General features: G+C 61.9%; 18 protein-coding genes and 1 tRNA gene. 11 read left to right on the forward strand and 8 right to left on the reverse strand.

Annotated features, from left to right (window positions below; genetic code table 11):
• The first annotated feature begins 36 nt into the window (after nucleotides 1-36).
• Both VJZ71_03980 and VJZ71_03985 read left to right on the forward strand, forming a co-directional pair.
• Nucleotides 37-783 (forward strand): DsbA family protein, encoded by a 747-nt coding sequence (locus VJZ71_03980; protein ID HKQ47213.1) that lies wholly within the window; start codon nucleotides 37-39, stop codon nucleotides 781-783.
• Between the two features lie 58 nt (nucleotides 784-841).
• Complete coding sequence (locus VJZ71_03985) at nucleotides 842-1,405, forward strand: hypothetical protein (protein ID HKQ47214.1); 564 nt, start codon at nucleotides 842-844, stop codon at nucleotides 1,403-1,405.
• A 518-nt stretch (nucleotides 1,406-1,923) separates the two neighbouring features.
• On the opposite strand, the gene VJZ71_03990 is transcribed toward VJZ71_03985, so the two are convergent.
• A complete protein-coding gene (locus tag VJZ71_03990) occupies nucleotides 1,924-3,702 on the reverse strand; it encodes a NapC/NirT family cytochrome c (GenBank protein HKQ47215.1) in 1,779 nt (592 codons plus the stop codon).
• A 207-nt stretch (nucleotides 3,703-3,909) separates the two neighbouring features.
• Between VJZ71_03990 and VJZ71_03995 the strand changes: the two genes are divergently transcribed.
• Nucleotides 3,910-7,023 carry a cytochrome c3 family protein gene (locus VJZ71_03995; GenBank protein HKQ47216.1) on the forward strand — a complete coding sequence of 1,038 codons (3,114 nt, stop codon included), beginning with the start codon at nucleotides 3,910-3,912 and terminating at the stop codon, nucleotides 7,021-7,023.
• Nucleotides 7,024-7,070: 47 nt separating this feature from the next.
• On the opposite strand, the gene VJZ71_04000 is transcribed toward VJZ71_03995, so the two are convergent.
• The 3 genes from VJZ71_04000 to VJZ71_04010 form a co-directional block, all read right to left on the reverse strand.
• Nucleotides 7,071-8,792 carry an NAD-dependent malic enzyme gene (locus VJZ71_04000; protein HKQ47217.1) on the reverse strand — a complete coding sequence of 574 codons (1,722 nt, stop codon included), beginning with the start codon at nucleotides 8,790-8,792 and terminating at the stop codon, nucleotides 7,071-7,073.
• Nucleotides 8,789-9,304, reverse strand: a complete 516-nt coding sequence (locus VJZ71_04005; GenBank protein ID HKQ47218.1) for a DUF4405 domain-containing protein — start codon at nucleotides 9,302-9,304, stop codon at nucleotides 8,789-8,791. Before VJZ71_04005 ends, VJZ71_04000 begins: the two co-directional genes overlap by 4 nt.
• Before the next feature lie 83 nt (nucleotides 9,305-9,387).
• Nucleotides 9,388-10,155: a hypothetical protein gene (locus tag VJZ71_04010; GenBank protein ID HKQ47219.1), complete on the reverse strand. Its 768-nt coding sequence runs from the start codon at nucleotides 10,153-10,155 to the stop codon at nucleotides 9,388-9,390.
• A 275-nt stretch (nucleotides 10,156-10,430) separates the two neighbouring features.
• On the opposite strand from VJZ71_04010, the gene VJZ71_04015 reads away from it, so the two are divergent.
• The 3 genes from VJZ71_04015 to VJZ71_04025 all read left to right on the forward strand — a co-directional run bounded on the left by VJZ71_04015 (nucleotide 10,431) and on the right by VJZ71_04025 (nucleotide 14,148).
• Complete coding sequence (locus tag VJZ71_04015; GenBank protein ID HKQ47220.1) at nucleotides 10,431-11,363, forward strand: 2-oxoacid:acceptor oxidoreductase family protein; 933 nt, start codon at nucleotides 10,431-10,433, stop codon at nucleotides 11,361-11,363.
• Nucleotides 11,364-11,379: 16 nt separating this feature from the next.
• Nucleotides 11,380-13,713 (forward strand): thiamine pyrophosphate-dependent enzyme, encoded by a 2,334-nt coding sequence (locus VJZ71_04020; GenBank protein ID HKQ47221.1) that lies wholly within the window; start codon nucleotides 11,380-11,382, stop codon nucleotides 13,711-13,713.
• A gap of 63 nt (nucleotides 13,714-13,776) precedes the next feature.
• The gene (locus tag VJZ71_04025; GenBank protein HKQ47222.1) at nucleotides 13,777-14,148 is read left to right on the forward strand and encodes a hypothetical protein; all 372 of its coding nucleotides are present in this window, start codon (nucleotides 13,777-13,779) and stop codon (nucleotides 14,146-14,148) included.
• 58 nt (nucleotides 14,149-14,206) lie between these two features.
• On the opposite strand, the gene VJZ71_04030 is transcribed toward VJZ71_04025, so the two are convergent.
• Together VJZ71_04030 and VJZ71_04035 are read right to left on the reverse strand one after the other, a co-directional pair.
• A complete protein-coding gene (locus VJZ71_04030; GenBank protein ID HKQ47223.1) occupies nucleotides 14,207-14,659 on the reverse strand; it encodes a hemerythrin domain-containing protein in 453 nt (150 codons plus the stop codon).
• A 64-nt stretch (nucleotides 14,660-14,723) separates the two neighbouring features.
• Nucleotides 14,724-15,155: a CBS domain-containing protein gene (locus tag VJZ71_04035; GenBank protein HKQ47224.1), complete on the reverse strand. Its 432-nt coding sequence runs from the start codon at nucleotides 15,153-15,155 to the stop codon at nucleotides 14,724-14,726.
• A gap of 328 nt (nucleotides 15,156-15,483) precedes the next feature.
• Between VJZ71_04035 and VJZ71_04040 the strand changes: the two genes are divergently transcribed.
• Nucleotides 15,484-16,812: a protoglobin domain-containing protein gene (locus tag VJZ71_04040; GenBank protein ID HKQ47225.1), complete on the forward strand. Its 1,329-nt coding sequence runs from the start codon at nucleotides 15,484-15,486 to the stop codon at nucleotides 16,810-16,812.
• On the forward strand, nucleotides 16,809-18,185 hold the full coding sequence (locus tag VJZ71_04045; GenBank protein HKQ47226.1) for a sigma-54 dependent transcriptional regulator: 1,377 nt from the start codon (nucleotides 16,809-16,811) through the stop codon (nucleotides 18,183-18,185). Before VJZ71_04040 ends, VJZ71_04045 begins: the two co-directional genes overlap by 4 nt.
• 92 nt (nucleotides 18,186-18,277) lie before the next feature.
• Here the strand turns inward: VJZ71_04045 and VJZ71_04050 are convergent.
• Nucleotides 18,278-18,352, reverse strand: a tRNA-Pro gene (locus VJZ71_04050).
• 130 nt (nucleotides 18,353-18,482) lie between these two features.
• Here VJZ71_04050 and VJZ71_04055 point away from each other — a divergent pair.
• Both VJZ71_04055 and VJZ71_04060 read left to right on the forward strand, forming a co-directional pair.
• Nucleotides 18,483-19,997: a hypothetical protein gene (locus VJZ71_04055; GenBank protein HKQ47227.1), complete on the forward strand. Its 1,515-nt coding sequence runs from the start codon at nucleotides 18,483-18,485 to the stop codon at nucleotides 19,995-19,997.
• Between the two features lie 131 nt (nucleotides 19,998-20,128).
• Nucleotides 20,129-21,601: a hypothetical protein gene (locus tag VJZ71_04060; GenBank protein ID HKQ47228.1), complete on the forward strand. Its 1,473-nt coding sequence runs from the start codon at nucleotides 20,129-20,131 to the stop codon at nucleotides 21,599-21,601.
• An 88-nt stretch (nucleotides 21,602-21,689) separates the two neighbouring features.
• Here the strand turns inward: VJZ71_04060 and VJZ71_04065 are convergent, their stop codons facing one another.
• The gene (locus VJZ71_04065) at nucleotides 21,690-23,561 is read right to left on the reverse strand and encodes an NCS2 family permease (protein ID HKQ47229.1); all 1,872 of its coding nucleotides are present in this window, start codon (nucleotides 23,559-23,561) and stop codon (nucleotides 21,690-21,692) included.
• Between the two features lie 335 nt (nucleotides 23,562-23,896).
• Here VJZ71_04065 and VJZ71_04070 point away from each other — a divergent pair, with 335 nt between their 5' ends.
• Nucleotides 23,897-24,118 carry a hypothetical protein gene (locus VJZ71_04070; GenBank protein ID HKQ47230.1) on the forward strand — a complete coding sequence of 74 codons (222 nt, stop codon included), beginning with the start codon at nucleotides 23,897-23,899 and terminating at the stop codon, nucleotides 24,116-24,118.
• The last annotated feature ends 5 nt before the right edge of the window (nucleotides 24,119-24,123 follow it).

Consider the following 24,123-nt stretch of genomic DNA (forward strand, 5'->3'; position numbering starts at 1 on the left):
GACCTATAACCAATCGAAAGCAATAGGAGAGGGGAAATGAGATCTGCTTCAACACGATTCGGGTTTTCGGATCGGCTTGTGCTTCACATAGCGGTAGCCATTGTGGCCACGGTGGGGTTCTTCAGCCTCGCCGGCGGGTCCTGCGGCGGAAACCCGGTCACCGACCCCAACGATCCTAATTACGTGGGCGCGCCGGGCTCCAACCCCGACGGGAACACGGGCGGAAACGTCGACGGCGAAAAACCGCCGCTCAACGCCAACGATCACATCCTTGGCGACGTCAACGCCCCCGTCACCGTCATCGAGTATGCCGATTTCCAATGCCCCTTCTGCGGCACCTTCGCCCGTACCGAGTTCGACACCATCAAGGCGAACTACATCGACACCGGGCGGGTGCGCTGGGTCTTCCGGCATTTTCCATTGCGCAATATTCACGACCGCGCCGAGCCTTCCGCCCGCGCCTCGGAATGCGCCGCCGACCAGGGGAGCTTTTATCCTTACCTGGAGTTGACCTTCGCCACGGTCAACGGCAGCAACGCGGCCATCCTCACCGATAGCCAACTGCAACAGCACGCCGCGACGCTCGGCCTCGACACCACGCAGTTCAACGCCTGCTTTCCGCCGGGCGACAGCAAGGCCGCCCGTGTCCAGCAGGATTTCGACTCCGGCGTCGCCCTCGGCCTTACCGGCACGCCGACTTTTTTCGTGGAAAACGAGCGTTTTACAGGCTTCCAGACGGCAGCACAGTTAAGCGCCGTGATTGAGCGACATCTCAATAACTAGTGACGAATGGAGATCTCGGGGCCCACGCCAGCGTCGTGCGGTTTTGGAGGGGTCGAAGATGCGGCAGTTGTTGTTCGGCATTGTCCTCATCATCGTCGGCTGCGGAGTGCTTCCAGCCCTTTCCCCGCCACCCGCCCACATGACGCCCGTCGTCGGGGGCATCAGTAATACCCGGCCCTTCCTCGGCAACTTCAAGATCGCCGGCGCGGACGCCTCCTCCGGCACCTTTCTCCTCGCCAGTTGCGGCTGTGGCGATTGGCGCGCCCTTTTCAAGCCCGACGACGGCTCCCCGCAGACCCAGATGGTCGTGCTGTTCTACTCAAACGGCGCCTATACCCCTACCGGCGAGATCACGGTCTATGGGCACGACGAAGCGACCGGCAGGATCGTCAGCGGCAGCGCTGATCAAGACACCGGCCTGTTCATCGGGAAGTCGCAAACGACGGTAACGTTGGAAGACATCGCCGCCCAACGCGGCGATGCGCATGACCTCTCGGTCGTCGCGTGCGGGATGTGCCATATCGGCGACGACGCGATTTACCCCCTCCCGCCGTACCACCCCGATAAATATAAGACCAATCCGTTGGTCTGCCTTGAATGTCATTCCGTTGACGGACAGTAGCGAATTTGGAAGTCCGGATAGCTCAGCGGTGCCATTTTTTTTACATTCGGCCCCTTCGATTCTCAGTCGTTGGCGTGCCGGTCCGGGAAGTAAAAGCGGATTTTTCCGCACCTCTTGCGTGAGAATCCGCAACCCTGGTGCACAAATCCGCAACTTCTTTCTCGAACACCCAAATAAAATAGCGGAAAAAAGCCCCATCGGCCCGCCAGAGCATCGATAATCACATATCCCCTAAAAGATGCCCGAGCTGCGGACCTTCGTTGGCACGGAAATTGCCTATGTGGATTATTAGAGAGGTTGTGCGGCGGGTGCGCTTCCCCGAATTGGCCGGTGGCGCTCTGCATCTCCTCTCTCCGGCCCGAACACTTTCGGCGCCATCGGTTTCCGTACCCGTCGCACTCATCATCTGACGGCCGGCCTTGCCGAGGAACCCTTTCCTCAAATGGTGAGGCCGGCTTCGTTTTTACCGGAAACGACGAGTCCTCTCAGTGACGAGTGCGTCAACCGAAATTGACCGCCTACTCCGCCATCAGGGCCAAGACGGCGTCCATCTCCCGCTGACTCACGTCGAGGAGTTGCAGCGCATAGTTCTTGTTGTGAATGCCGTTGCCGCTCTGGACGAACTGCAGGTTGGCCCGGGCGGCTTCGATTTTCTTAACGGAATCGGGGGCGAGGGGCCGACCGGCGGCGCGGCGTTCCTTTTCCAGCGTCTCGGCCCGGACGACGGAGGATTCCAGTTCCTTGACCGATGCCTGAATCTCACTCATCCACTGGTCGAAGAGCTTGCGATAATCGTCGCCGTGGCAGGCGAGGCAGGTGTTCTGCGTGGCCTTTACCAGCGGGTCGCCTTTGAAGTCGGTGCCGGACTGCGTATGGCAAGCGCGGCAGTTGAGGCGCGAGCCGAACATGGCGTTGGGCATGGCGACAGAGACGCCATGACCGCCCGTGCCCATGAGCAGGTCGACCTGCTCGCGATGGTGGTTCGGGTGACAGTGCTGGCAGTCCTGAAGGACGGGTTGGAGGAAGCCGGAAGACATGCCGACGTGCTGGGCGTCGACCAGCCGATGTTCGATGGTGCGGTGGCAGTCGGGACAACGGGCCCGCTGCATGGCGATATGGACACGATGGTATTCCTCGACGACTTGCGTATCGCGATTCGCGAAGTTCGCGAGGTAGCGATCCTGATCGTGACAACTTGCGCAGTCGCGCGCGGTCACCGTCGTTGAGCCGGAGACGACGTCGAAGTGGCAACTGGCGCATTCGATCTTGCGGTCGATGATGTCCTGGTGGTCCATGAGCGTGGCGGCGCCCGTGGGAGTCGCATGGGTTTCGGTCAGACCGTGGATGGCGATTTTTCTTGCGGGCGGTTCGTGGCAACGGAGGCATTCAGCGGTATCGCGGTTGAACTCCTGGTTCGTAAAGTGGCAGACAAAACAGGTCTGCTGGTCCACCGCGAAGTGGTTGGCGCCTTTGGCGTCAAAGGTGTGACAGGCGGAGCAGTTGATCCCTTCGAGTTGTGCCAGGCGGAGCCGGATGTGCTCCAGGCGGAGCAGCTCGAGGGCGTCTTTGGCGTAGTTGGAGAGTCCGAGCTTGTCCATCAGGGCGACCATGGCGGCGTCGCGATCGGCAGCCGGCTGGATCGAGCGGCTGGCGGCCTGCACTTGGGTGAAGGCTTCGGCGGGCATCATGCTTTTCAGTCGAGAACTTATCTCGCTCAGGGCCGCGTCGGTTTCCTTCTGGCGATCCGCGACTTGCAGGTGCTTGGCATGGACGAAGCGGACGGTCGGGGTGCGCTGCACCTCGGTTTCGAACCCGGCGATGATCCGTTTTTCCTTGCGAGGCTCGCCGATGAGCAGGGATTTGTTGATATGCTCGCCGTCGCCATGGCACTTGGAAAGCAGGCAACTGGCGTCGTTGACGTGGGCCCGCGGCCGGCTGGCGCCCGCGCGACCGCTGAAGTAACTGGCGAGCTGGGAGAGGCCCTTGAACTTGGCCATGACGGTATGTTGTTCGCCCGGGGCGTAATGGCACTCGACGCACCAGACGTCGAGCTTCGCGCCATGCTTGTCCTTGGCCCAGGTTTCGTAGTACGGATCCATGATGTGGCAGGAGCCGCAGAAGTCGGGGCGGGAGGTGTAGTATTCGGCCCCGCCGACCGACATGGCCATGGCCACGAGGAGCAGGGAGAGCAACAATCCGATGAGACGAAGAAGCGAGCGTTTTCGGCGGGGCTTGGTTTCAGGATCGGTAGCGTGCGGCGCGGGCGGCGTTGCATCGGGAGGGGGCTCAGGGGTCATGAAGGCTCCTTGATCAGGTACCGGGTGTGGACGAATACCGGCCTGGGACCCGCCTTCCAGCAAAACCCATGCCAGGGGCGGTTGGACATTCCCACGATTGTCCATCGGCGCGCATCTCCTGCAATGTATAATCCCGAATCGAATCTCGCCCAGGGTTCTGGCTGCAAAGTGACGAAGAGAAGCCTACAAGAGCGATCCGGTTGGATTGTGACAACAATCGGCCGGCTTTTTTTTGTTGCGACCGTTCTCTCCGCGGCCGTTCCGTGGCCGGTGGCCGCCGCCCCCTTCACTGGAACCGTGACCGCTACGTTTTCGCAGGTCGGCGAGCCGACGATGCAGTTGCCGACCGACGTCGCCGCAGGACGGGACGGACGCGTGTATGTGGCCGACGGGGTCAACGAGCGCGTCGTGATCTTCGATGCGGATGGGCGGATGATCGAGACTGTCCGGGCGATCGGCGACGCGCAGCTGGTCAATCCAACCGGCCTCGCGGTTGATGCCGAGGGGAAGCTCTTTGTCTGCGATTCCGGGCTGCGAGAGGTGGTCGTGCGCGGCGCTGATGGACAACTCGTCAGAACCTTGGCACTGCCCGCCGGGGCTGACGAGCATGCGCCGGACCCGACGGATGTGGCGGTGGAGGCCGAGGGAGGCGGGGCGTGGGTCGTGGACAACGATAACCACCGTCTGGTACGGATTGATCTGGCGACAGGGGCACAGACAGTGATGGGGCGGTATGGGGAGTCGGTCGGTCAACTCCACCATCCCTTCATGATTGCGATGAGCGGCGAGGGGGATGCGTTTGTCAGCGACGTGATCAATTCGCGCGTGGCCGTGTTTACGAAGAACGCTGCGCCGTCGCAGTCGGTCGGCGCCTATGGAGTTGAACTTGGGCAGCTCTATCGACCGAAGGGAGTGGCTTGCGATTCCAAGGGGGATGTGTGGGTATCCGACAGCGTGCTCGGGGTAGTGCAGGTCTTTTCGAATAGCGGGTCGCCGCGCGACGTACTGCGGGACTCCGCGGGCAAACCGCTGCGGTTCGCGTCGCCGATGGGACTGGATTTTGATGCGGACGACCGGTTGTACGTGACCGAATTGGGCGCGAATCGTGCGGTGCAAGTGACGATTCAGCGCGGGCCGCCGCGACCGGCAGTCGAGGCGCGGAAGGCGCAGATCGTGGGCGGGCAGGCGCGGTCGTGCACGGTATGTCATATCGAGTGGATCGAGCCATTTTCCAGGGGATTGCCGACGGAGATCGGGGAACCGCCGCCATCGACAACCGAGCTTCCGTCAGTCAGCCGGAGCGAGATGTGTTTGTCGTGTCACGACGCGTCGGTCGTCGATTCGCGGCGGCGGGTTTGGCTGGAGCACGGGCATCAGACGGGAATGACGCCGCCGGCCTCCATGAAGGTTCCATCGCACCTACCGCTGGCGGATGGGAAGATCGCGTGTCGGACATGCCATTCGGCGCACACCGGGGGTAAGTTCGAAGCGGATTTTCGCACGGCGGTTTTCATGCGCGTCGCAAACGTCGCGTCGGAACTGTGCATCTCGTGCCACCAGGACAAGACCCGCGGGCCGGAGTTCGGGACGCACCCGATCGGCGGGATGCCCTGGCCGATTCCGAAAACGCTGGTCGACGCGGGCGCAAAAGTCGGCCCCAATCCGCGCGAATTGACGTGTCAGGTGTGCCATACGCCGCACGGGTCAAAGGTGGATCATCTGCTGGTCATGGGGACGTCCTCGAATCAGTTATGTCTGAATTGCCACGATCAGATGCGACCGGGGATGTTCCGCGAAGGCGGGGCGACGGAGCATCCGCTGAGTCCGCATGTCAAGCCCGAGCAGGCGGCGGCGGTAGCGGCGATGGGCACCAAACTGGGGCCCGATGACAAGCTCATTTGTCTTTCGTGCCACAAACTGCATCACGGCAAGGGCGGGCGGTTCATGCTGGCCGACGAACTGACGGACGGCGGGTTCTGCATTCAGTGCCACTCCGAAAAGACGCCGGTGCTGGGGAGTCTGCACGATCTGCGGACGAATCATCCCGAAGAAAAGAACCGGCTGGGCATGACCCCGCAATTCGGCGGGCCGTGCAGCGCGTGCCACATGTTCCATCGTTATGCGCGGTCGCCGGAGCCGAGCAAGCTGGATCCCGGCGGGGGCAAGTGCATCACGTGTCACCAGACGGGGCGGTGCGCGGAGTCGAAGGTGCTGGGGGCGGCGAATCATCCGGGGGCGCATTGCGTGGACTGCCACGATCCGCACAATCCGGCGCGGGAGAACTTCGTACGCGCGGAGTCCAAAAACCTGTGCGTGAAGTGCCATCAGGAACAGATGCGCCTGGTCGGCGGGCCGCACGATTATCGTAAGACCGGCGAAACCTGGCCGGCGGAGTCGTTGGCGGCGCAAGATACGTGTTTTTCATGCCATCGGCCGCACGGCGATGAGGCGACGGGTCTTTTTCGGATGGCCGGTGCGGCGGGGGGCAGCGACGCGGGGTGCCGGGTGTGTCATGCGAATTATGTGTGGGGGGCGGAAGGGAGTCTGGCGGCGCTGCATCCGCGAGAGATGAAGTCGGGGATGGCGCACGGCGACTTGCCGCTGGCCAACGCGAAGGAGGGTGACGCACGCGGCGTTGGGTGCCGAACTTGTCACAATCCGCATGTCGCCGCAGCGGAGAATCCGTCGATGTTGCGGGCCGGTGAGGATCAGACGCCGCAGACGCTTTGCACGACGTGCCACACCGAAGCGACGGCGCTGGCGTTTACCAGCCATAGTGCAACAGGGCTGACGAAGGCAGGGTTGAAGACCGCGACGATGTGCGCGCCGTGTCATGTAGTTCACGGGGACACCACCACGGTCGATCCGCATCGGCTATGGCCCAAGGCGCTGGCGGGCGAGGCGGCCGGTCATCGGGCCGCGGAGGCGCATTGCACGGCGTGTCATCGCGACGAGGGGCCGGCGAAGCGACCGAAGATCGCCACGCACCCTGAGGTTGCCATGAAGGCCGTCGCGGCGGTTCAAGTGGATCGGTCGCTGCCGCTGTGGGACAAGGATGGTCGGGAGGACCCGGAGGGACAGATTGCGTGCGGGACGTGTCATGTTCCGCACGGCCAAGTGTTGCCCGAGGGGGAAGCGGAGTTCGTGGGAGGGTTGTCACGGGTGGAGCAGAAGGCGGCGCGGCTCATGCTGCGGAATTTCCGGCCGCCGAATCTGTGTACGACGTGCCACGGCGGCGACGCGCTGCGGCGGTTTCTCTATTTTCACGATCCGCTGCGCAGATCCGGACCCCTGGCCAGCGGTCTCCCCTCGAAGAGCTAAACTGCCTGAAAGGCAAATGGCTTGGCGATTCGCTCACCAATTCGACGTTACTGCTCCTTCGGCTCCAAGCCGTGGTAATCCGGATACCACATCGCCTCGCGGACGATCACTTCGACCTCACTGTCCTCCACGAGTCGGCCGAGCCCGGACTCGCGGGCCTCGCGGACAACCTCGCACGCCACATGGAAGCTGACCTGGCGAAGGTCCTGCTGGCTCGGATAGAGCGCGCCAACCGACAGCCGCGAAGAGTCCGTCATATAGGCCAGCGTCTGTGCCGCGGCCAGCAACATGCGATCGTTGATCTCGTGCGCCTCGGCGACGATCGCGCCCAGACCCAGACCGGGAAAGATAAAGACGTTATTGCCCTGACCGATGACATGGGTGCGTCCCTGGTATTCAACCGGCGGAAACGGGCTGCCCGTGGCGACGACGGCGCGGCCGTCGGTCCAGCGAATGGCGTCGTCGGGCTTGCACTCCGCCTTACAGTTGGGGTTGCTGAAGGCGAAGATCACGGGGCGCTGGATGTGCGCGGCCATCTCGCGGATCACCTGTTCGGTGAAAAGTCCGGCCTTCGCACTGGTCCCCACGAGAATGGTCGGTCGATAGCGCGCCACCATCTCGGCCAGCGTCGTTCCTTCCGGATTCTCCAATCCGAGCGAGGCGAGCACATCCGGACCGGCGGCAAATTCCCGTTTTGCGGCGTTTAGATCGTTGCGGCCGCGATGCACCAGACCGCGCGTGTCGACGAAGAGCTGCGCCCGCCGCTGCACGTCCAGCTCCACCCCCGCGGACTTCATCAGCATCCGCACCAGCCGAGCGATACCGATCCCCGCGGCCCCCGCGCCGGCGTAGAGGATGCGATGCTCGCCGATCGGTGTGCCCGTTACCTTGAGCGCGCTGATCATTCCCGCAACGGCGACGGCGGAAGTGCCCTGAATGTCATCGTTGAAACTGGGCAGCCGCTGGCGATAGCGCTCGAGATTGCGGAAGGCGATCTCCTTGTGAAAGTCCTCCCATTGCAGAATGGCCCGGGGAAAGACCTCGATGACGGCCTCGACAAAGGCGTCAATGAACTTGTCATACGCGGCGCCGCGGAGTCGATGACGGTTGTAGCCGCAGTAGAGAGGATCAGCCAGCAGCTCCGGATTGTCCGTGCCGACGTCGAGGCTGATGGGCAGGCATTGGCTGGGATGCAGACCCGCCCCGGCGCAGTACAGCGCGATCTTGCCGCGCGGAATGCCCATGCCCCCGGCCCCTTGATCGCCCAGCCCCAGAATCCGCTCATTGTCAGTCACGACGATCAAGCGGATGTCGTCGCGCGTCGCGTTTCGCAGGAGTTGGGGAATGCGGTGTTCGTCGTCCGGTGTGATCCAGACGCCGTGCGGGCGCCGCACAATATGGCTGTATTGCTGGCAGGCCTGACCGACCGTCGGCGTATAGACGATCGGCATTAATTCCTCGATATGCTCGATCAAAACGCGATAAAAAAGAACTTCGTTGCGGTCGCGGAGCGACTCCAGGCCGATGTACTTCTCCAGGTCTTCGCTCTTGCAGCGGAGGTGCTCGACCTCCAGCTCGACCTGCTCCTCGATGGCGAGCACCCGTCCGGGCAGGAGCCCGCGCAGCCCCAGGCGGTCCCGCTCCACCTCCGTGAAAGCGGCATCCTTGTTCAGCCTGGCATCATCCAGAAGTTGTCGACCGCGCGGCAGCGTTGTTTCATTCATGGCATTCATGGGATTCATAGTATTCATGGTGTTCATGGTGTTCATGGTTGTTGACTCCCTCGATGCCTCCGATGATGTTGCTTTGCCGTGGACGTCGTATCTTGGCCCAGGAACGGTTGCAGAATCGGCTCTTTTCCGGGTTCATCCAGCGCGACGTGGCCAGGGCCAAGATGACTGACGTTGGCCGAGGCAAAAAAGAGCAACGCGGCGATCAGGACGGTGAGTCCCGCCACGACGCCCAGACCGATGACCGTTCGTCGTACACCCACGCTCGACACGGGCGCATGTGCCGGCGCTCCGAAGGCGATCCGGGCGACCTGACAGACCCAGCTCCAATGCAGCGCGAGGTGGATCAGCAAAACGCCAATCAAAGAGGCGGCCAGCCCAAAATGGATGTCTCCCCAGTCGTGCCGATCGAGGTTCCAGAGCGACAGACCCCGCCCCCCGCGCGAACCGGGCGGCAGGACGAAACGAACGAGCAGGCCCGTGGCGATCATGGAGGCCAGGATGGCAAATGAAATGACATCGATGATCAGGTTGAGCGTTGCACGTCGCATGGCCGGCGCTCCTCACGAAGTCTGGCGCCGAGTTGGGGATGGGACACGCTGCACGGCGAAGTTTCTTCGCCGATATATCGAGCTTACGCGGAGCTGCCCCGTTTCAGTTCTTCCTCAATAATCGGCACCACCAATCCCAGATACAGATCGAGCGGGCAATCGAGACGATCCCGCGTTTTGCAGCGTCCATCGGCGAGCTGCATGCACGACGGACAGATAATCGCCTGGATCTTGTCCATGTAATCACCCATCCGGTTGCTGTCTATTCCTTCGACAACCGCCGCGAGTTTCTCGGCCCAATTAAACATGGGGCAATCGTGCTCCTCCTTCAGCGTGCAGCCACCGTCGGCCGTCCGATGGATGCACCGCGGGCAGATTTCGTTCTTGAAACGCGCGTCCAATCGTTCCGCCAGCGTTTGCATGTTCGTCCCCCTTCTTGCCGTTTCATTGGGTGGCGGCGAAAAAGCGCTGCGCCGCGCCGGGATAAGCAATTCCACCAATCGGTTCAACTCAAACGGCTTTTCCAGGACCGGCATCCACGCGGACAACCCGCAATCCGGATCAGAGACCAGCGCAATCACGCGCGGTCCGACGGCCTCGGCAAACCGTTTCAATTCGCCGGGAGCGTCGTCCGCAAACGGGCTTCCGCAGATGACGAATGCCGCCCCATGCCGGTCGAGTTCCGTGGCCGCCTCGACGAGCGTCGATCGCTGCAGGACCTCGAAGTCCGGAGCAAGGGCCCGCGCGATGGCCCATGCCGTCAACGGGTTATTCTCAATCACCACGACGCGCATGGACCCACTCCGCGCACCCGACTGCAAACGTTTGATCTGGGTGTTTCCGATGGTCATACGTCAATCTCCCTTGCATGATTCGTGCCAAAGTCAAAACCCCGTCGAATTCCCCCTTTTCAGCGAGGATTCTGGACGGCGGAGTCCGTTAGGGGGTGTTTTTCAAGACCTTGGCCGGACGACGTCCACTGCGGAAATCCCCTCATTTTGCGCGGAATTCCGCGGCCGCCTCGCGCCGAGCCCCGTTTCCGGCTCTGCCAGGCCGCCCCGTCGCGTGGCACGCCTCTTGCTCATGTTCGGGAAGGACGGATGCCCTACATCCACGGAGTTGAACGGTGATCGAAAACTACACGCTGCCGGTAAAAGACGATCTGGGATTCTGCAATGTCCTGATGACGGCGCTGGGCGGGGACGGCGCCAACATGGGCGGCAAACTCCTCTTCAAGATCGGCTGCGCCTGGTTCGGGCTCGACGGCGGATACGACGCCCGCTACGGATCCGAAAAAAAAGGGACGGCGACGGACGTCTCCGTCCGATTCTGCCAGGTGGATACGCCGGTCCGCCAATCGGGACCGACCACCACGGCCAACTTTCTTGTGGTCTTTCACGACGACCTCATCGAGCCGCTGGACCTGGGGGCCGCCCTCGCGCCTCAGGCGGTCTGCATCGTGAATAGCGTCAAGCCGCCGGAACAGATTCGCCGTATGCTGGGGATGCAAGGCGGCAAGGTCGTGTGTCTCGATGCGACGAAGATCGCGTTTGAGTGCAAGAGCCGGCTGAACATGCCGCTCGTTGCCGCGCTGTCCCACGAGTTGGGGTTCCCGGACGAAAAGGTCAGGGAAGTCATCGCCGGCCAGTGGCCGCGGGCCGCCGAGGCCAACATGGCCGCTTTCTCCGCCGCCTTGTCCGGCATCCATTCTCAGGCCTTTGAAGGCAACGGCCGTGCCGCGGCGGGGCCGGCCGCAGTGACGCGCGGGCCCCTCGGCTGGCGCAACATGCTCAACGGCGGGACCATTGATGCCCTGACCCACTCGACTTTGAACCGCGACAACCGCGTCGCCGGCCGCGGACATGTCCCGCGCTTTGATGCCGCGGCGTGCAATTCGTGCGGAATCTGCCTCACCATCTGTTCCGATCCCGGCGGGCTGCTGTGGCGCGAAGGCCGAATGCTGGGCATTGACGAGAAGTTCTGCAAAGGGTGCATGCGCTGCGTCGAAGTCTGTCCGGACACCAAGAAGGGCAAGGCGCTGACGTTCGACTACGCCTGACAGGAAGGAATCTTTAATGTCCGCTTCTCTCACAGAACTACCGCCCGCCGTCGCGCCAAATCCCGTTGCCAGGCAATCCGTCTGGCTCGGCAACGGCAACGAGGCCGTTGCCCGGGCGATTCTTGACATCGGCTACGACGCCGAGGGGTACTATCCGATCACCCCGTCCTCGGACGTCGGCGAAGTCGTCTCCAAGGCCTTCGCCGAGGGCAAGGCTGACCTCTCCTTCATTGTCGCCACCAGCGAACTTGCGGCGCTGGGCATCTGCACGGGCGTCGCCGTCGCCGGCGGTCGCGCGGTGGATGTCACCAGCGCCAACGGCCTGCTGCTGAAGGCCGAGCAGATGCCCGCCATCTCCGGCCTGGGCCTGCCGATGGTGCTGAATCTCTCGACACGCGACGTGTCCGCCCCGCTCAACATCAAAAACGGACACTCCGACCTCTACGCCACGCTCGGCTGGGGCTGGCTCACGTTCCTCGCGCCGACGGTCCAGGCCGCGTACGACATGAACATCATCGCGATTCGCGTGGCCGAGGCCGTGAACCTGCCCGCCATCGTGGCCTATGACGGATTCCATACTTCGCATGCCAATCGGCGCATACACGTCTTCGCCGACGCCGAGGACGTTCGCCGCTTCGTCGGGCCGCTGCCGTTCAAGAAAACGCTTAAAGGCGAGGGTGGCCGCTTCAGCCTACTCGATTTCGGACACCCTCGTACCTTCGGCCCGTACATGAACGACGATCTGATCAACGCCAAGGTCCAGATGGACCTCAAGTTCGCGAAGGCGTATGAGATCCTGCCGGCGATTTTCAAGGAATTTGCGGCCCTGACCGGTCGATCGTACGCCTTCGTGCAGCAATACGGCGAACTCGGAGCGGAGCGCTGTCTCGTCGCGCTCAATACCGCCGGTGAGGCGGCCAAGGACGCCGTGGACGCGCTCAATCGCCGCGGCGAGCCCGTCAATCTCGTCATCCCCACGGTGTTGCGTCCGTGGCCCGAGAGGCAAATCGTCGAGGCGCTGGGCGACGCCGGATCCATCGTCGTCGCTGAGCGAGGCAGCCAGTACGGTGCGAACAACTATCTCGCGAATGAAATCGGTGCGGCCCTTCAGCGCCGTCGCAATCACGCCTCCATCATCCAGCGAACCTACGGCATTGGCGGTTTGAATTTCACCAAAGACGACGCGCTACGGATGTACGCTGATGCCGTACTCGACGACGAAATCGTCCCAAAGCCGACGACCTCGAGTCGCTCACCGACCGCCGATTCCGACCGCCCCTTCTTCTCCTTCGCCCCGCACAAGACCTATCACGGCGCCTGGGCCGGCGACGAGAGTTACCATCCGCAGCGCACTCTGGATCCCCTGAGCGCACAGCAGTGCTCGCTCAACGCCGGCATGGACGGCAAGGTCAACCTCAAGGTGCTGTCCAACATGCCGACGCGCTTTGAAAAGCACAGCGCGTGCCCCGGCTGCGGCATCTTCACCAGCCTGAACCTCTTCCTCCGTGGAATTGACGGCCATGTCTGCCTGCTCTTTAACACGGGCTGCGGCATGGTCGTCACCACTGGATATCCGCTGACCAGCTTCAAGGTCCCGTACTTCCACAATCTCTTTCATAACAATTCGTCCACGGCCACCGGCGTGGTCGAGATGGTCAAGCGCTTCAAACGCCGCGGCGAACTGCCCGAGGACGTGACCGTCATCTCCGTCAGCGGCGATGGCGGCGACGACATCGGCATCGACCAGGTCATCGGTGCGGCCCTCCGCAACGACCCGTTCATTCACTTCGAATACGACAACAAGGGCTACATGAACACCGGCGCGCAGCTCTGCTACAGCGGCTTCAAAGGCCAGAAAAACAGCAACGCGCACTTCGGCCCGCAGCAAACCGGGAAGACGACGCACCACAAGGAGATCATCGAGATCCTCCGCGGCACTTTCGCACCGTACCTGGCGACGTGCTGCGAGTCGCACGCCCTCGACATGATCCGCAAGGCCCGCAAGGCCCAGACGACCGTCCGCGCCGGCGGGTTTGCTTTTGTGAAGGCCCTCTCCGTCTGTCCGCTGAACTGGGGTATGGACGAGCACGTCGGCCCGTCGGCGGTCGAGGCCGCGGTGAATGCCTGCATGCACCCGCTCTATGAGATCGAGCACGGCATCACCCGCATCACCGTGGACCCGGAGTCCAGCGGCAAGAAGATCCCGATCACGGAAGCGCTGAAGAAAATGGGCGGGGCCTTTGCACATCTCGCGACGCCCGACTATGCAGCCGTGGCCAAGGAGGTCCAGGACGAAGTTGATCGCCGCTGGGCGCGGCTCAAGGCCATGGCGGCCAGTGAGATCCTGTAGCGATTGCGGCCCCGGTTCTCAGCGGTTGCAATATACCCCGCCTCGCCCAACAAGAGCCGACTCATGCGCTATCCACTGCTTATCACACTTTCGGCACTAGCAATTTGCTCGCTCGGGATCACCTGCCCGCCGCCGCTCTCCCCCTGCCAACTTCCGGTGCTCCCCGATCCCGCCGTGGTCGTCTCGCTCACTAGCTCCGCCACGCTCCAGGCGATCCCCGGCGCGGACCTCACGCTGACCGACGGCGTCCTGGACTATGAGATGGACGAAATCGCCCCTGCCGTCTACGGCGGCGCCTACGGGGTTCCGGGGACCTTCACGCTGATCGTCGAAGCCGAGGACTTCCAGTCGATCACGGTCGAAAACATCGTCGTCGAAGGCGAGCCCTGCGACGTCATGACGGTGGAATTGCAGTTTGAGTTGGACCCCGTGTGACGCCTCGGGAGTTTTTTCCCACAACAGATCGCGCGGATCGCGCGCCGTCTCGCGCCCTTCAATCCTCCGTCCCGAGATCCTCGCCATACGTCGACATCACCAGCAGATTCTCGTCCTTTTCATGGTGTTCCACGTACTGGAGCAGGTTTTGGATCCGCCGACAGGCGTCGCGGATCAGCAGCGCATCTTCCGGGTGCAACCGGCCCAGGTCCTCGTGGATATCGTTGAGCAGCCGCTGCATCTCCCCATGCTCATGTGCCAGCCGGTCCACTTCGCGGGACAGCATCGGCCGCCTCTCCACGATCGGCAGCATGTATCCGTCGCGTTCCTCCAGGGACATGTGCTTGGTCAGGTGGGCGCGGAGGTGGTCGAACGACTCCCGCACGTCGGCGATCCACTTCTGCTGATGGATGCGCGGGACAACGGCGGTCTTTTCCTGCAACGCGGCGGACAGGACGTTGAGCTTGTTGTGTTCTTCGCGCAGCCAACAGGCCATCTCGCGCATGTTCATGGTGCGACCTCCTCTTCTTTCGCCCACCCGCTCGAATCCCACTCCACCCTTGGCCGACACGGCCTCAGAACGGATACGCCGGATCATAGTGATGCGCGGCGAGCGTAACGTTTTCCTCCGACAGCTCAATCAGCCGTCGAAGCAGATCGCGTGTCGAGAGCATCCCCACGACGTGTTCGCCCATCACGACCGGTAGCGCGCCGACGCGATGCTCGTAGAGCAGATGCGCCGCTTCGGCCAGGTCCGCGCCTGGGATGATTGTCACCAGGTTCGTGCTCATGACATCCTCGGCCACAAGCTGGGCCTCGGCCTTCCTGTCGAAACCGCCGGCCGACCGAAGGTCTCGGTCGGTCACGATCCCAACGAGTCGATGGGCGTTGTCCACCACCGGCACCTGCCGGATGCCATGCGCGCGGATCAACTCGGCGATCCGCTCGACGCGCTCATCCGTGGACACGGTCAAAGGGTCCGGCGTCATGTAATCGTTGACGAGCATGGCGAGTCTCCCGAATGGGGGCGCAGAGAGCCCGCGCCCGCGAGCCTACGGCAAACAACGGGGTACCACCGGTCGGACCTCCGTGTCGCCTGACGATTCGCCGTGCAAGAAGTGTGCCAAACCAGGCGTGTCTTTGAACCGTACGAGGGCTGATTCGCTGGCAGCAACTTTGAAAGCGCAAAGAGTCGCAACTGCGGGACTTTCCGCAGAAACTGCGAATAATTCCGCAGCAAAGTGGTTCGAATGGCCCTCCAAACCGCTGTGGTGGCGGGTGTTCCCTGGCATCCTTATTGCCTGTTACGACGCAACTAGAGGTCGCAGGGTCATCATGCCAATCGATTCCACGCCGGAAAAGCCTCGAAAAGGCCCATCCGATAGGGCGCCCGCTGCGCCGTCCCCTTCGCCAGATCGACCGGTTCGGCTTGCTCGCCTTAGGCGATATAATCCCGGTGTGCCACACGAGTTATTCGAGGAAATGAAGCAGTATGTCGGCTTTGACGAGGCTGATGCTAGGGCCTTGATGGAGCTTAAGGCCCCCCTGTCCGGGTGTTTTTCGGAAGTGATAGAGGTCTTTTACACAACTCTCTCTCGCCATCCTCGCGCCAAAGCTGTTTTTGCAATCGACCCGGGGATGATCGAGCGGCTCAAGAAGTCCCTCCGTCTGTGGCTCACCGAACTCTTCGAGGGCCGGTATGACGACGCCTATTACGATCGCCGGGCGCGGATCGGAAGAACCCATGTGCGGGTGGATCTCCCGCAGCACTATATGTTTACGGCAATGAACGTCGTTCGCCTGGGGCTCGCGACAAAGATCCGTGAACTCAAACCCCCCGACATCGACCGTAAGCTCGGGGCTCTGCATAAGCTGCTCGACATCGAACTGGCCATTATGAACGAGACCTACCGGGAGGACCTCGTCTCTCGACTGCAGGCCATCGAACAAGACCATTATCAAACCAAGCTCAACAAGTCGGAGCATCTGGCGGCGGTCGGGGAACTTGCCGCTTCCCTCGCCCACGAGATCAAAAACCCCCTCGCGGGTATCAGTGGGGCGATTCAGATCCTCGGTCAGGAACTCGACGACGATCATCCGCACAAGGAGATCATCGAGGAGGCCTTGCGCCAGATCGACCGACTGGACGCCGCCGTCAAGGATCTCCTGATTTACGCACGGCCCAAGCCGCCCGTCACGGCGCCCGTCCCCATCTATCAGCTTCTGCAGCGGGCGCTGGTGCTGCTGCGCGAAGAGCCGGCGTTTCGAGGCGTGCGTATTGAGTGCAACCCGGCCGATAGTGAATCGGCGATGGAGATCGACGAGGCCCAAATCCAGCAAGTCCTGACCAATTTATTGATTAATGCGGCACATGCTTGTCAAAACGGCGGTACCATACAATGTCGCGTGCTGCCCGCTGCGACTTCCAAAAAGATTGTCATCGAGGACGACGGCATCGGCATGACCCGCGACGTTCTCGATCGAGCCTTCGAGCCCTTCTACACGACCAAGGCCAAGGGGACCGGGCTGGGCCTGGCCATCTGCAAGCGAATCGTGGAATCGCACGGAGGGACCATCACGCTGGACAGCCGCCCCGGCCACGGTACTCGGGTCACCGTCGAACTGCCGGAACGCGTGGGTTTCGCTGAAACGGGAATTTCATGAATAAGCCTCGCATCCTGATCATCGAAGACGAGAAGCTAATTCGCTGGACGTTGCGCCAACGCTTCGTCGAGGAGGGCTACAGTGCGGACGAGGCCCCGACAGCGACCGAGGGGCTTACCAAGCTTGGCGACGAACTCTTCGATCTCGTCATGCTGGACTACAAGCTGCCCGACAAGACGGGCCTGGAGGTCCTGCGCAAGCTGCGCGAGTCCGACAAGGACATCGTCGTTCTGATGATGACGGCCTATAGCAACGTGGAAAATGCTGTGGAAGCGATGAAGTTGGGCGCCATCGACTATGTCGGCAAGCCCTTCAAAATGGACGAGCTGATGCTGACCGTCGCGAAGGCGCTGGAGACGACGCGACTGAAGCGCGAGCTTCGCGACTTGCGGACCAGGTTGCAGGGGGAATTCGGCTTTGACCGCATTCTGGGACGCTGCCCGGCGATGACGAAGCTTTTTGGCGTCATTTGCGATGTCGCCAGAAGCGGCTCATCGACGGTCTTTCTTTGCGGCGAGAGCGGCACGGGAAAGGACCTCGTGGCCAAGACCGTCCATTACAATTCGGATCGCGCCCACCGCCCCTTTATGAACATTACCTGCACCGCGATCCCCGAAAACCTATTGGAGAGCGAACTTTTCGGTCACGAGCGCGGCGCGTTCACCGACGCCAAACAAAAGAAGCGAGGGTTGATTGAATTGGCGGACGGTGGGACGGTATTCCTCGACGAAGTCGGGGACATGCCGCCCGTTCTTCAGGCCAAGCTGCTTCGGTTTCTCGAAGAAAAGTCCTTTCGCCGCGTGGGCGGCGTCAAGGAAATCTCCGTGGACGTGCGCGTCATCGCGGCGACCAACCGGGATATCCAGAAAATCATCAAAGAGGGGAAGTTTCGCGAAGACCTGTACTACCGACTGAACGTGGTCAGCATCGATCTGCCGCCGTTACGCGCCCGCGGCGAGGATATTGAACTGCTCACGACTCACTTTGTGGACCACTTCGCCCGCGAGTTCAAGAAAAACGTCAAACGCGTGACGCCGGAGACACAGGAGAAGCTCAACGGCTACGCCTGGCCGGGTAATGTGCGAGAACTGCGAAACGTGATTGAACGCGCGGTTTTGTTGTGCAAGGGCGAAGCGATCGTCCCCGAGGATCTGGCCCTGGGCCGGTCAGAGCCGGCTCCGTGGTCCGGCGATGTGGAGAGCTTCGCGCTTCCGACGTCAGGCTTCGACCTCAACAAGCTCAACGAACTGGAATCGCATCTGTTGCGGGAGGCGATGACGCGCACGAAAAACAATCAGGTCCAGGCCGCACAATTGTTAAACCTGACGCGCGATCGCCTGCGCTACAAGCTGCAAAAATACCGGCTCCTTTAAGTCGGATGGCCGCGAGTGGACGGGCCGCCTCAGGTATTGAATGGTGATCCCATCGAACGGCCGGCGGTCAATCCGACAGCTCGAAAGGTCAATCGGGGCGACAAGATTCGAACTTGCGACCTCCTGGACCCAAACCAGGCGCTCTGACCAGGCTGAGCTACGCCCCGTAGAGACGGGATTATAACCGGACAACGGCGAGATTCGACCTCGTCCTTTGTCGCTCACCGCGGCGACAAAAAGGCGACGATTATAAAGAAGCGTTCCCCTTCTAATCGCGGACCTCATAGAATGTTCTGCATGGACTCTCGGGACCCCGGCGGCGATTCCACTTCACCCGCGGAGAATCGGCGGGCCTCGCGCGGCTGGGTGCGGCGGCATCCGGTTGTGACAGGCTTTCTGGTCTTCACCGCGATGCTCGTCGCGGCGGTTTGGTTCGCCAACGATCAGGCGGAACGAGCGCTGGAGAGGCGCATCGCTGCCATCCGCGATCGTGGCGAGCCGGTGACCGTTCAGGACATCCTATACGCGCAACCGCGGATCTCCGACGATGAGAATATGGCTTTTCAACTGGCGAGCGCCGGCCGCGCAAGCATGGCCGTCAGAATAAATGAAGAAGAGTCCAAGTCGATTCCCTATCTGGGCAACGGAAGATTGCCGCCAACCGGAGAGCGCTGGAACGATGACATGCTTATGGCCAGCGACTCCTATCTGGATCGCGCCGACGAGGCCCTGGGCGAGCTTCACAAGGCGCTCAAACTTGAGCGAAGCTATTTGGCGCTTAACTGGAGCACTCCGGCGATCAATGTTCTGATACCAGAATTGTCCGACCTGCGGCAGGCATCCAAGATTCTTGTCCTGGAATCCCTCATCGCGGCCCAAAAGGACCAACGTCAAAGGGCCGAACAACTTCTTCTCGACATGACGCCAATGACACGCGCGCTCGATGGCAGCAGCACCCTCATCGGCGCGCTGGTCCAACTCGCCACGACCTCACTGATGCAGGATTCAGTCGAACGGTGCATCAATCAATGCGGCCTCAGTGACGCATCACTTCGTAAGTTACATATCGCCCTCCAGGAATCAGAAGCCTACCCCGACATGAAGCAGGCTTACTATGGGGAACGCATTATTTTTCTCGACACCCTTCAATGGGTTCGAACCAGCGGGCCCAGTGCGATAACCACACTTACTGGAAGTCAGGGATCGCCGGGCCCCGAGTCGCTCTGGAGGTACATACCGATACTTCCGCCCTTGGACATTTCGTGTGGCCTTGATCAATACAATCTTCTGGTCAGCGCTGTTGGCACACCCAATGGGCGCACCATCAAGGCCATAACGACTCTTGACGGGGCCGCCGAGCGCCTTCCCATGTATTGCGTCATGTCGAGAATAATGCTTCCGAGCCTCTCGCGTTCCATTGTGCTCTGGGTCCGCACTGTCGGCTCCAATCGCGCCCTCCGCGCCGCCATCGCGGCCGAGCGATTTCGACTTGCCAACGATTGTTGGCCGGAAAAGCTCGATGATCTCGTTCCGAAATATCTCGACGCCGTGCCGCTCGACCCCATCGACGGCAAGTCGATCCGCTACGCGATCATCCCCGAGGGCATGAAAACGTGGACGATCTGCGACGACGACAAGAACGAGGATAACGGCGGCGATGTAAGGCGACTTGAGTCGCGAACAGGCAATAGAACTAAGGATCGGCCGATGGACTACGGCTGGGTCATTCTGAATCCGTCGCTACGCAACCGCCCCGCACCGACCACCACGCAACCTGCGACCTCGCAGCCGACGAGCCGGCCTGTGCAATAAGAGTTTCCCAGCGTGAGCGTCTGGTTTGAGGCCAGGAGGTCACAAGTTCGAATCGTGCCGCCCTGAGTTTCGGCGGCTGCGCATGCGGCGCTTGTTGGGAAGCCCGCACCGGCGGGCGTAGAATATCCCGCATGGACTCTCGGGACCCCATCGGCGATTCTCCACCCACCGCGAGGGATCAGCGACGCGGCTGGGTCCGCAGGCACCCGGTCGTCACGGCCTTGGCGATTCTGTTTGTTTGTGTCGCCGCTCTGATCTGGCAACTTGACCGACGCAACGAAGACGCCGTGACAGCCCACATTGCCGCGATTCGCGCCCGCGGTGAGCCGTCGACAATCGCCGACATTCTTTCTCAGCGGCCGGATATCCCCGACGCGGACAATAGGGCGGTCGCAGTCGAGGCGGCTGGGAAGAGGCTCTCGGGCCTACGACCGCTGGGCGATGAGATTGCCTTGCTCCCCTTCCTGGGCTCGTTCGTCGCTCCCCCCACTGGAGAACTGTGCGATGCATCGGCCATCCGTGCCAGCCAGGAGTTTCTTTCACAGGCGGGAAGCGTCCTGAATGAACTGCATGTCGCGCTTCGACTCCCGCGCAGCTACTACAAGCTCCAATGGAGCACCCCGGCGATCAACATGTCGCTCTCGGGGCTGTCCGAGATAGGGACGGTCGGCAAGGGGCTGATGTTGGAAGCGTATACCGCCGCGCAGCTACAAGACAGGGACAAAGCGACGACGTGTCTGCGTGATGGAATAGGCCTCACCCATCTGATGGACGGCGAGAGTCTTCTGATTACCGCACTCGTACAAATAGCCTTAACGGCCCGATTGCAGGAAACGCTCGAACGATGCATCAACCTCTGCGGGATGGACGAGTCGGCGCTACGCGATATTCAGACCCAGTTGACACGGCATGAAACACAACCGGACATGAAAAAGGCCCTGATCGGAGAACGCGTTTTTTTCCTCGATTCAATACAGTGGATGCGCTCGACGGGAAGCAGCCCGCCGACGATGCCAATGCCCTCTTGGTGGACGGCCCTACCCGTTATTCAATCCATCGACACGGCGCTGGCCTTAGACCAATTCGAGCAACTGGTCGCCTCCACCGGACCGCCGGATTCGAGTTTGGTCAATGCGTCGATGAGGGTAGACCATGCGGTCAGCAACCTGCCTAGGTATTGTGTCGTGTCGAAGCTATTGTTTTCGAGCTTCTCTCGCCCCATGGTGCTGTTCGTTCGCAACGTAGGGCGGAATCGCGCCCTCTGCGCCGCCGTTGGGGCCGAGCGTTTCCGGCTGGCAAACGGCCGGTGGCCGGAAAGACTCGATGAGCTTGTTCCTGAGTATCTCAATGCCGTGCCCATTGACCCGATCGACGGAAATCCGATCCGCTACGCGATCATTCCCGAAGGCATCAAAACCTGGACGATCAGCGACGATGACAAGAACGAGGACAACGGCGGAGACGTAAGGCGCTTGGAGCGCCCATTGGAGCATGGGCCCACTCCGCGCCCCAAAGACCACGGCTGGGTGATCCTCAATCCGGCGATGCGGAACCGACCAGCGCAGACGACTTCGCAGCCGACGACGCGCGGTGCAGAGAAGTAGCGTCCGCCCTCTGTGGCGGACGGTGAGGTGTTCGTCGAGAGTCACTCCCGGAATTGAAATCTCGTCGGCCCCGACAGAGCGGGGGCCGCTACGGTCGCGGCTCTGATTCGGTGGCCCGTTCAAAGACTTTTTGCGTGATCTGGGCCGAGGGCGGCTCGGGCGGGGGTGGGAGGCCGTGGATGTCGACCTCAATATCGGTGAAGCCTGACCGCCGCATTCGCATGGCGTGAATGAAGAACATCAACAGCGCCGCAAGGGCATAGCCGGCCGCGATGCGATAGCCGCGATGGAAGAAGGTCCCCTCCGGTGCGGCGAGGTGCAGCGGGGTATTGTCGAATGCGGCTTCCGTCCGCTGCCAGACGAGCAGCTCGCGCGGCGTGAACTCGTGCGCCCCCGGCTCGATGCGATAGGCGTGGTGGAAGCCCAGCAGTGTTACGACCGCGGCGATCAGGCACCAGATCCCCGCCGTCTTGAACCGCCGGTCGATCAGAAACGCCGTGATCGCCGAGATGATCATCCCCGTGATGACGAAGCCGCTGTTGGCCCCGGCCAGCGCGTACACGCCGATCGGCCACCATGCGTCGGTGCGTCGCGCGGCATCCTCCAGCGCATTTCCGTGCTGCTGGATCATGGGCAGTATCCCGCCGCTCGCCCCGATTCCCTGAAGGACATGCGGCATCAGGAAGACCGCCATCATGGCCACGGCCGGGAAGAAGCCTAGGGCGACGGCCGGGTAGTGCCGCGTCGGCACGGCCTCGTAGCTTTGTGCCGCGATGATGACACCGATGTAGAGCACGATCGCCATGCCCGCCTCCATCGGGATCACGGCGAAGGTGAGCTGCCCCAGTCCCAGGATGAACACGACCGTGAAAAAGAGGCCGTTGATGATCGAATACCCGCACCGCGCCCCCAGGGCCTTCCAGCCGGGATGGCCGATGTAGATCGTCGTCGGGAAGCAGCTCCCGAACAGACCCGCCGCGATCGTCCCGACGCCGTTGACCGCCATGCACGGGCCGGTCGAGAAGCGATCGCCCGCGGCCTCGGCCGATTCAATGTTCTGCAGCGAGCCGATCGCGTTGATCAGGCCCATCGGAACGATCACGCCGAGAAACGACCAGAGCAGATCGGGATGATCGCGGAACAGATCGACGATCTCGCGGCCGAAGAAGTGCGGCTCGAGCAGCTTGTTCCAGGCGGGCTGCTGCACGAACCCGCCGATCGTCGCGCGGACGCCTTCCCACGCGGTCGTCACGTCGCCGGTGCTCATCATCTTTGGCCCCAGACCGGAAATCAGCGGCAGCGTCCACGCGAGGATTGTTCCCAGCGCCAGTGCGACGAGACCGCTGGGCATGCCGAGCGGAAATCGTACGCGCGCGAAGTAGCCGATCAGCACGACAAACAGCGGCACCATCGCCACGAGCGGTCGCTCGTAGATCTGAAAGGCGAAGGGGCTGGCGATGAAGATAACGCCGATCGCCGCAAGGGCGGAGAGCAGCGCCGCCCGCGGCGTGACGCGGCGGACCCAGCCGCCGATGAAGGCCCCGAGAAATTCAATGACCCCGCTGCCGATGCAGGCGACGAGCCCGACCTTCCACGCCAACTCGCCCGCCTGCTCCGGGCCGAGTTCGGCGGAGAAGCGCTGATAGACCGGGGCGAGGATGAAGAGGATGTACGCGAAGACGGACGGCGTGTTGATGCCGTAAGGCAGGGCGGTGCAGGTCGGGTTGCCGTCGCGCCGCGCGACCCGCCGGGCGTGCAGGGCGTAGTACAGGTTGCCGATGAGCAGGCTGACGGCGATACCCGGCAGGACGCGGTGGTAGACGAGCTCGTCGGTAAATCCGCAGAGCTGCGTGCACAGCGCGACGATGACGAGCACTTGCACGAGGTTGTCGACAGCGAGGCCGAAGAAGCCGTCGAGATCGCCTTTGACGAACCATCGGTAGCGGATCGTGGATGCCATGAGCCACTCCCCCTCTCCCTTCGAGGGAGAGGGCCGGGGTGAGGGTTCGATGCAGTGTTCCTGCGAGAGTCCTTTCTCGCAGGCGTGCCGGCGGGAGTCTGTTCCCACAAGGCTATTTCAGCGACTTGCCCACCAAGCCGCGATTATTTCAGCGGCAGGTTATACCACCGACCGAGGGGCAGGAGAATAATCGCCTGAGTCAGGGGTACAATGAAGAAATGGGCCATCGCGAACAACATGGGTTTCGGGTCGTTCCGTCTATTTTTAGATTGCGAATAAGTCCGGCCCTCCTTGCCTTGATTGTTCTTTTCGCAGGGATCACGCTTGGCGATTTGATGATTGCCGCTGGCATTGGAACCGGCTCGCGTTTTCAAAAGATCTTCGGGGGCATCATCATGATCGGCTCACCGTGCGTGGCGATCGCCTTGATGGTCGTCGAAGGTCGGAGAAACAAGCGGGAGTCTATGCCGCCCGGTCACTGCCACTCCTGCGGCTACAACCTCACCGGTAACGTCAGCGGTCGCTGCCCGGAATGCGGAACGCCCGTTTCACTATGATACAA

The organism is Phycisphaerae bacterium (assembly GCA_035275405.1).
GTDB lineage: Bacteria > Planctomycetota > Phycisphaerae > UBA1845 > UTPLA1 > DATEMU01.

Excerpts from the sequence above, each read along its gene's own strand:
- VJZ71_03980 (HKQ47213.1), top strand. The coding sequence starts at position 37 with ATGAGATCTGCTTCAACACGATTCGGGTTTTCGGATCGGCTTGTGCTT.
- VJZ71_03985 (HKQ47214.1), top strand. The coding sequence starts at position 842 with ATGCGGCAGTTGTTGTTCGGCATTGTCCTCATCATCGTCGGCTGCGGA.
- VJZ71_03990 (HKQ47215.1), bottom strand. The coding sequence starts at position 3,702 with ATGACCCCTGAGCCCCCTCCCGATGCAACGCCGCCCGCGCCGCACGCT.
- VJZ71_04000 (HKQ47217.1), bottom strand. The coding sequence starts at position 8,792 with ATGAACACCATGAACACCATGAATACTATGAATCCCATGAATGCCATG.
- VJZ71_04005 (HKQ47218.1), bottom strand. The coding sequence starts at position 9,304 with ATGCGACGTGCAACGCTCAACCTGATCATCGATGTCATTTCATTTGCC.
- VJZ71_04010 (HKQ47219.1), bottom strand. The coding sequence starts at position 10,155 with ATGACCATCGGAAACACCCAGATCAAACGTTTGCAGTCGGGTGCGCGG.
- VJZ71_04020 (HKQ47221.1), top strand. The coding sequence starts at position 11,380 with ATGTCCGCTTCTCTCACAGAACTACCGCCCGCCGTCGCGCCAAATCCC.
- VJZ71_04025 (HKQ47222.1), top strand. The coding sequence starts at position 13,777 with ATGCGCTATCCACTGCTTATCACACTTTCGGCACTAGCAATTTGCTCG.
- VJZ71_04030 (HKQ47223.1), bottom strand. The coding sequence starts at position 14,659 with ATGAACATGCGCGAGATGGCCTGTTGGCTGCGCGAAGAACACAACAAG.
- VJZ71_04035 (HKQ47224.1), bottom strand. The coding sequence starts at position 15,155 with ATGCTCGTCAACGATTACATGACGCCGGACCCTTTGACCGTGTCCACG.
- VJZ71_04040 (HKQ47225.1), top strand. The coding sequence starts at position 15,484 with ATGCCAATCGATTCCACGCCGGAAAAGCCTCGAAAAGGCCCATCCGAT.
- VJZ71_04045 (HKQ47226.1), top strand. The coding sequence starts at position 16,809 with ATGAATAAGCCTCGCATCCTGATCATCGAAGACGAGAAGCTAATTCGC.
- VJZ71_04055 (HKQ47227.1), top strand. The coding sequence starts at position 18,483 with ATGGACTCTCGGGACCCCGGCGGCGATTCCACTTCACCCGCGGAGAAT.
- VJZ71_04060 (HKQ47228.1), top strand. The coding sequence starts at position 20,129 with ATGGACTCTCGGGACCCCATCGGCGATTCTCCACCCACCGCGAGGGAT.
- VJZ71_04065 (HKQ47229.1), bottom strand. The coding sequence starts at position 23,561 with ATGGCATCCACGATCCGCTACCGATGGTTCGTCAAAGGCGATCTCGAC.
- VJZ71_04070 (HKQ47230.1), top strand. The coding sequence starts at position 23,897 with ATGATTGCCGCTGGCATTGGAACCGGCTCGCGTTTTCAAAAGATCTTC.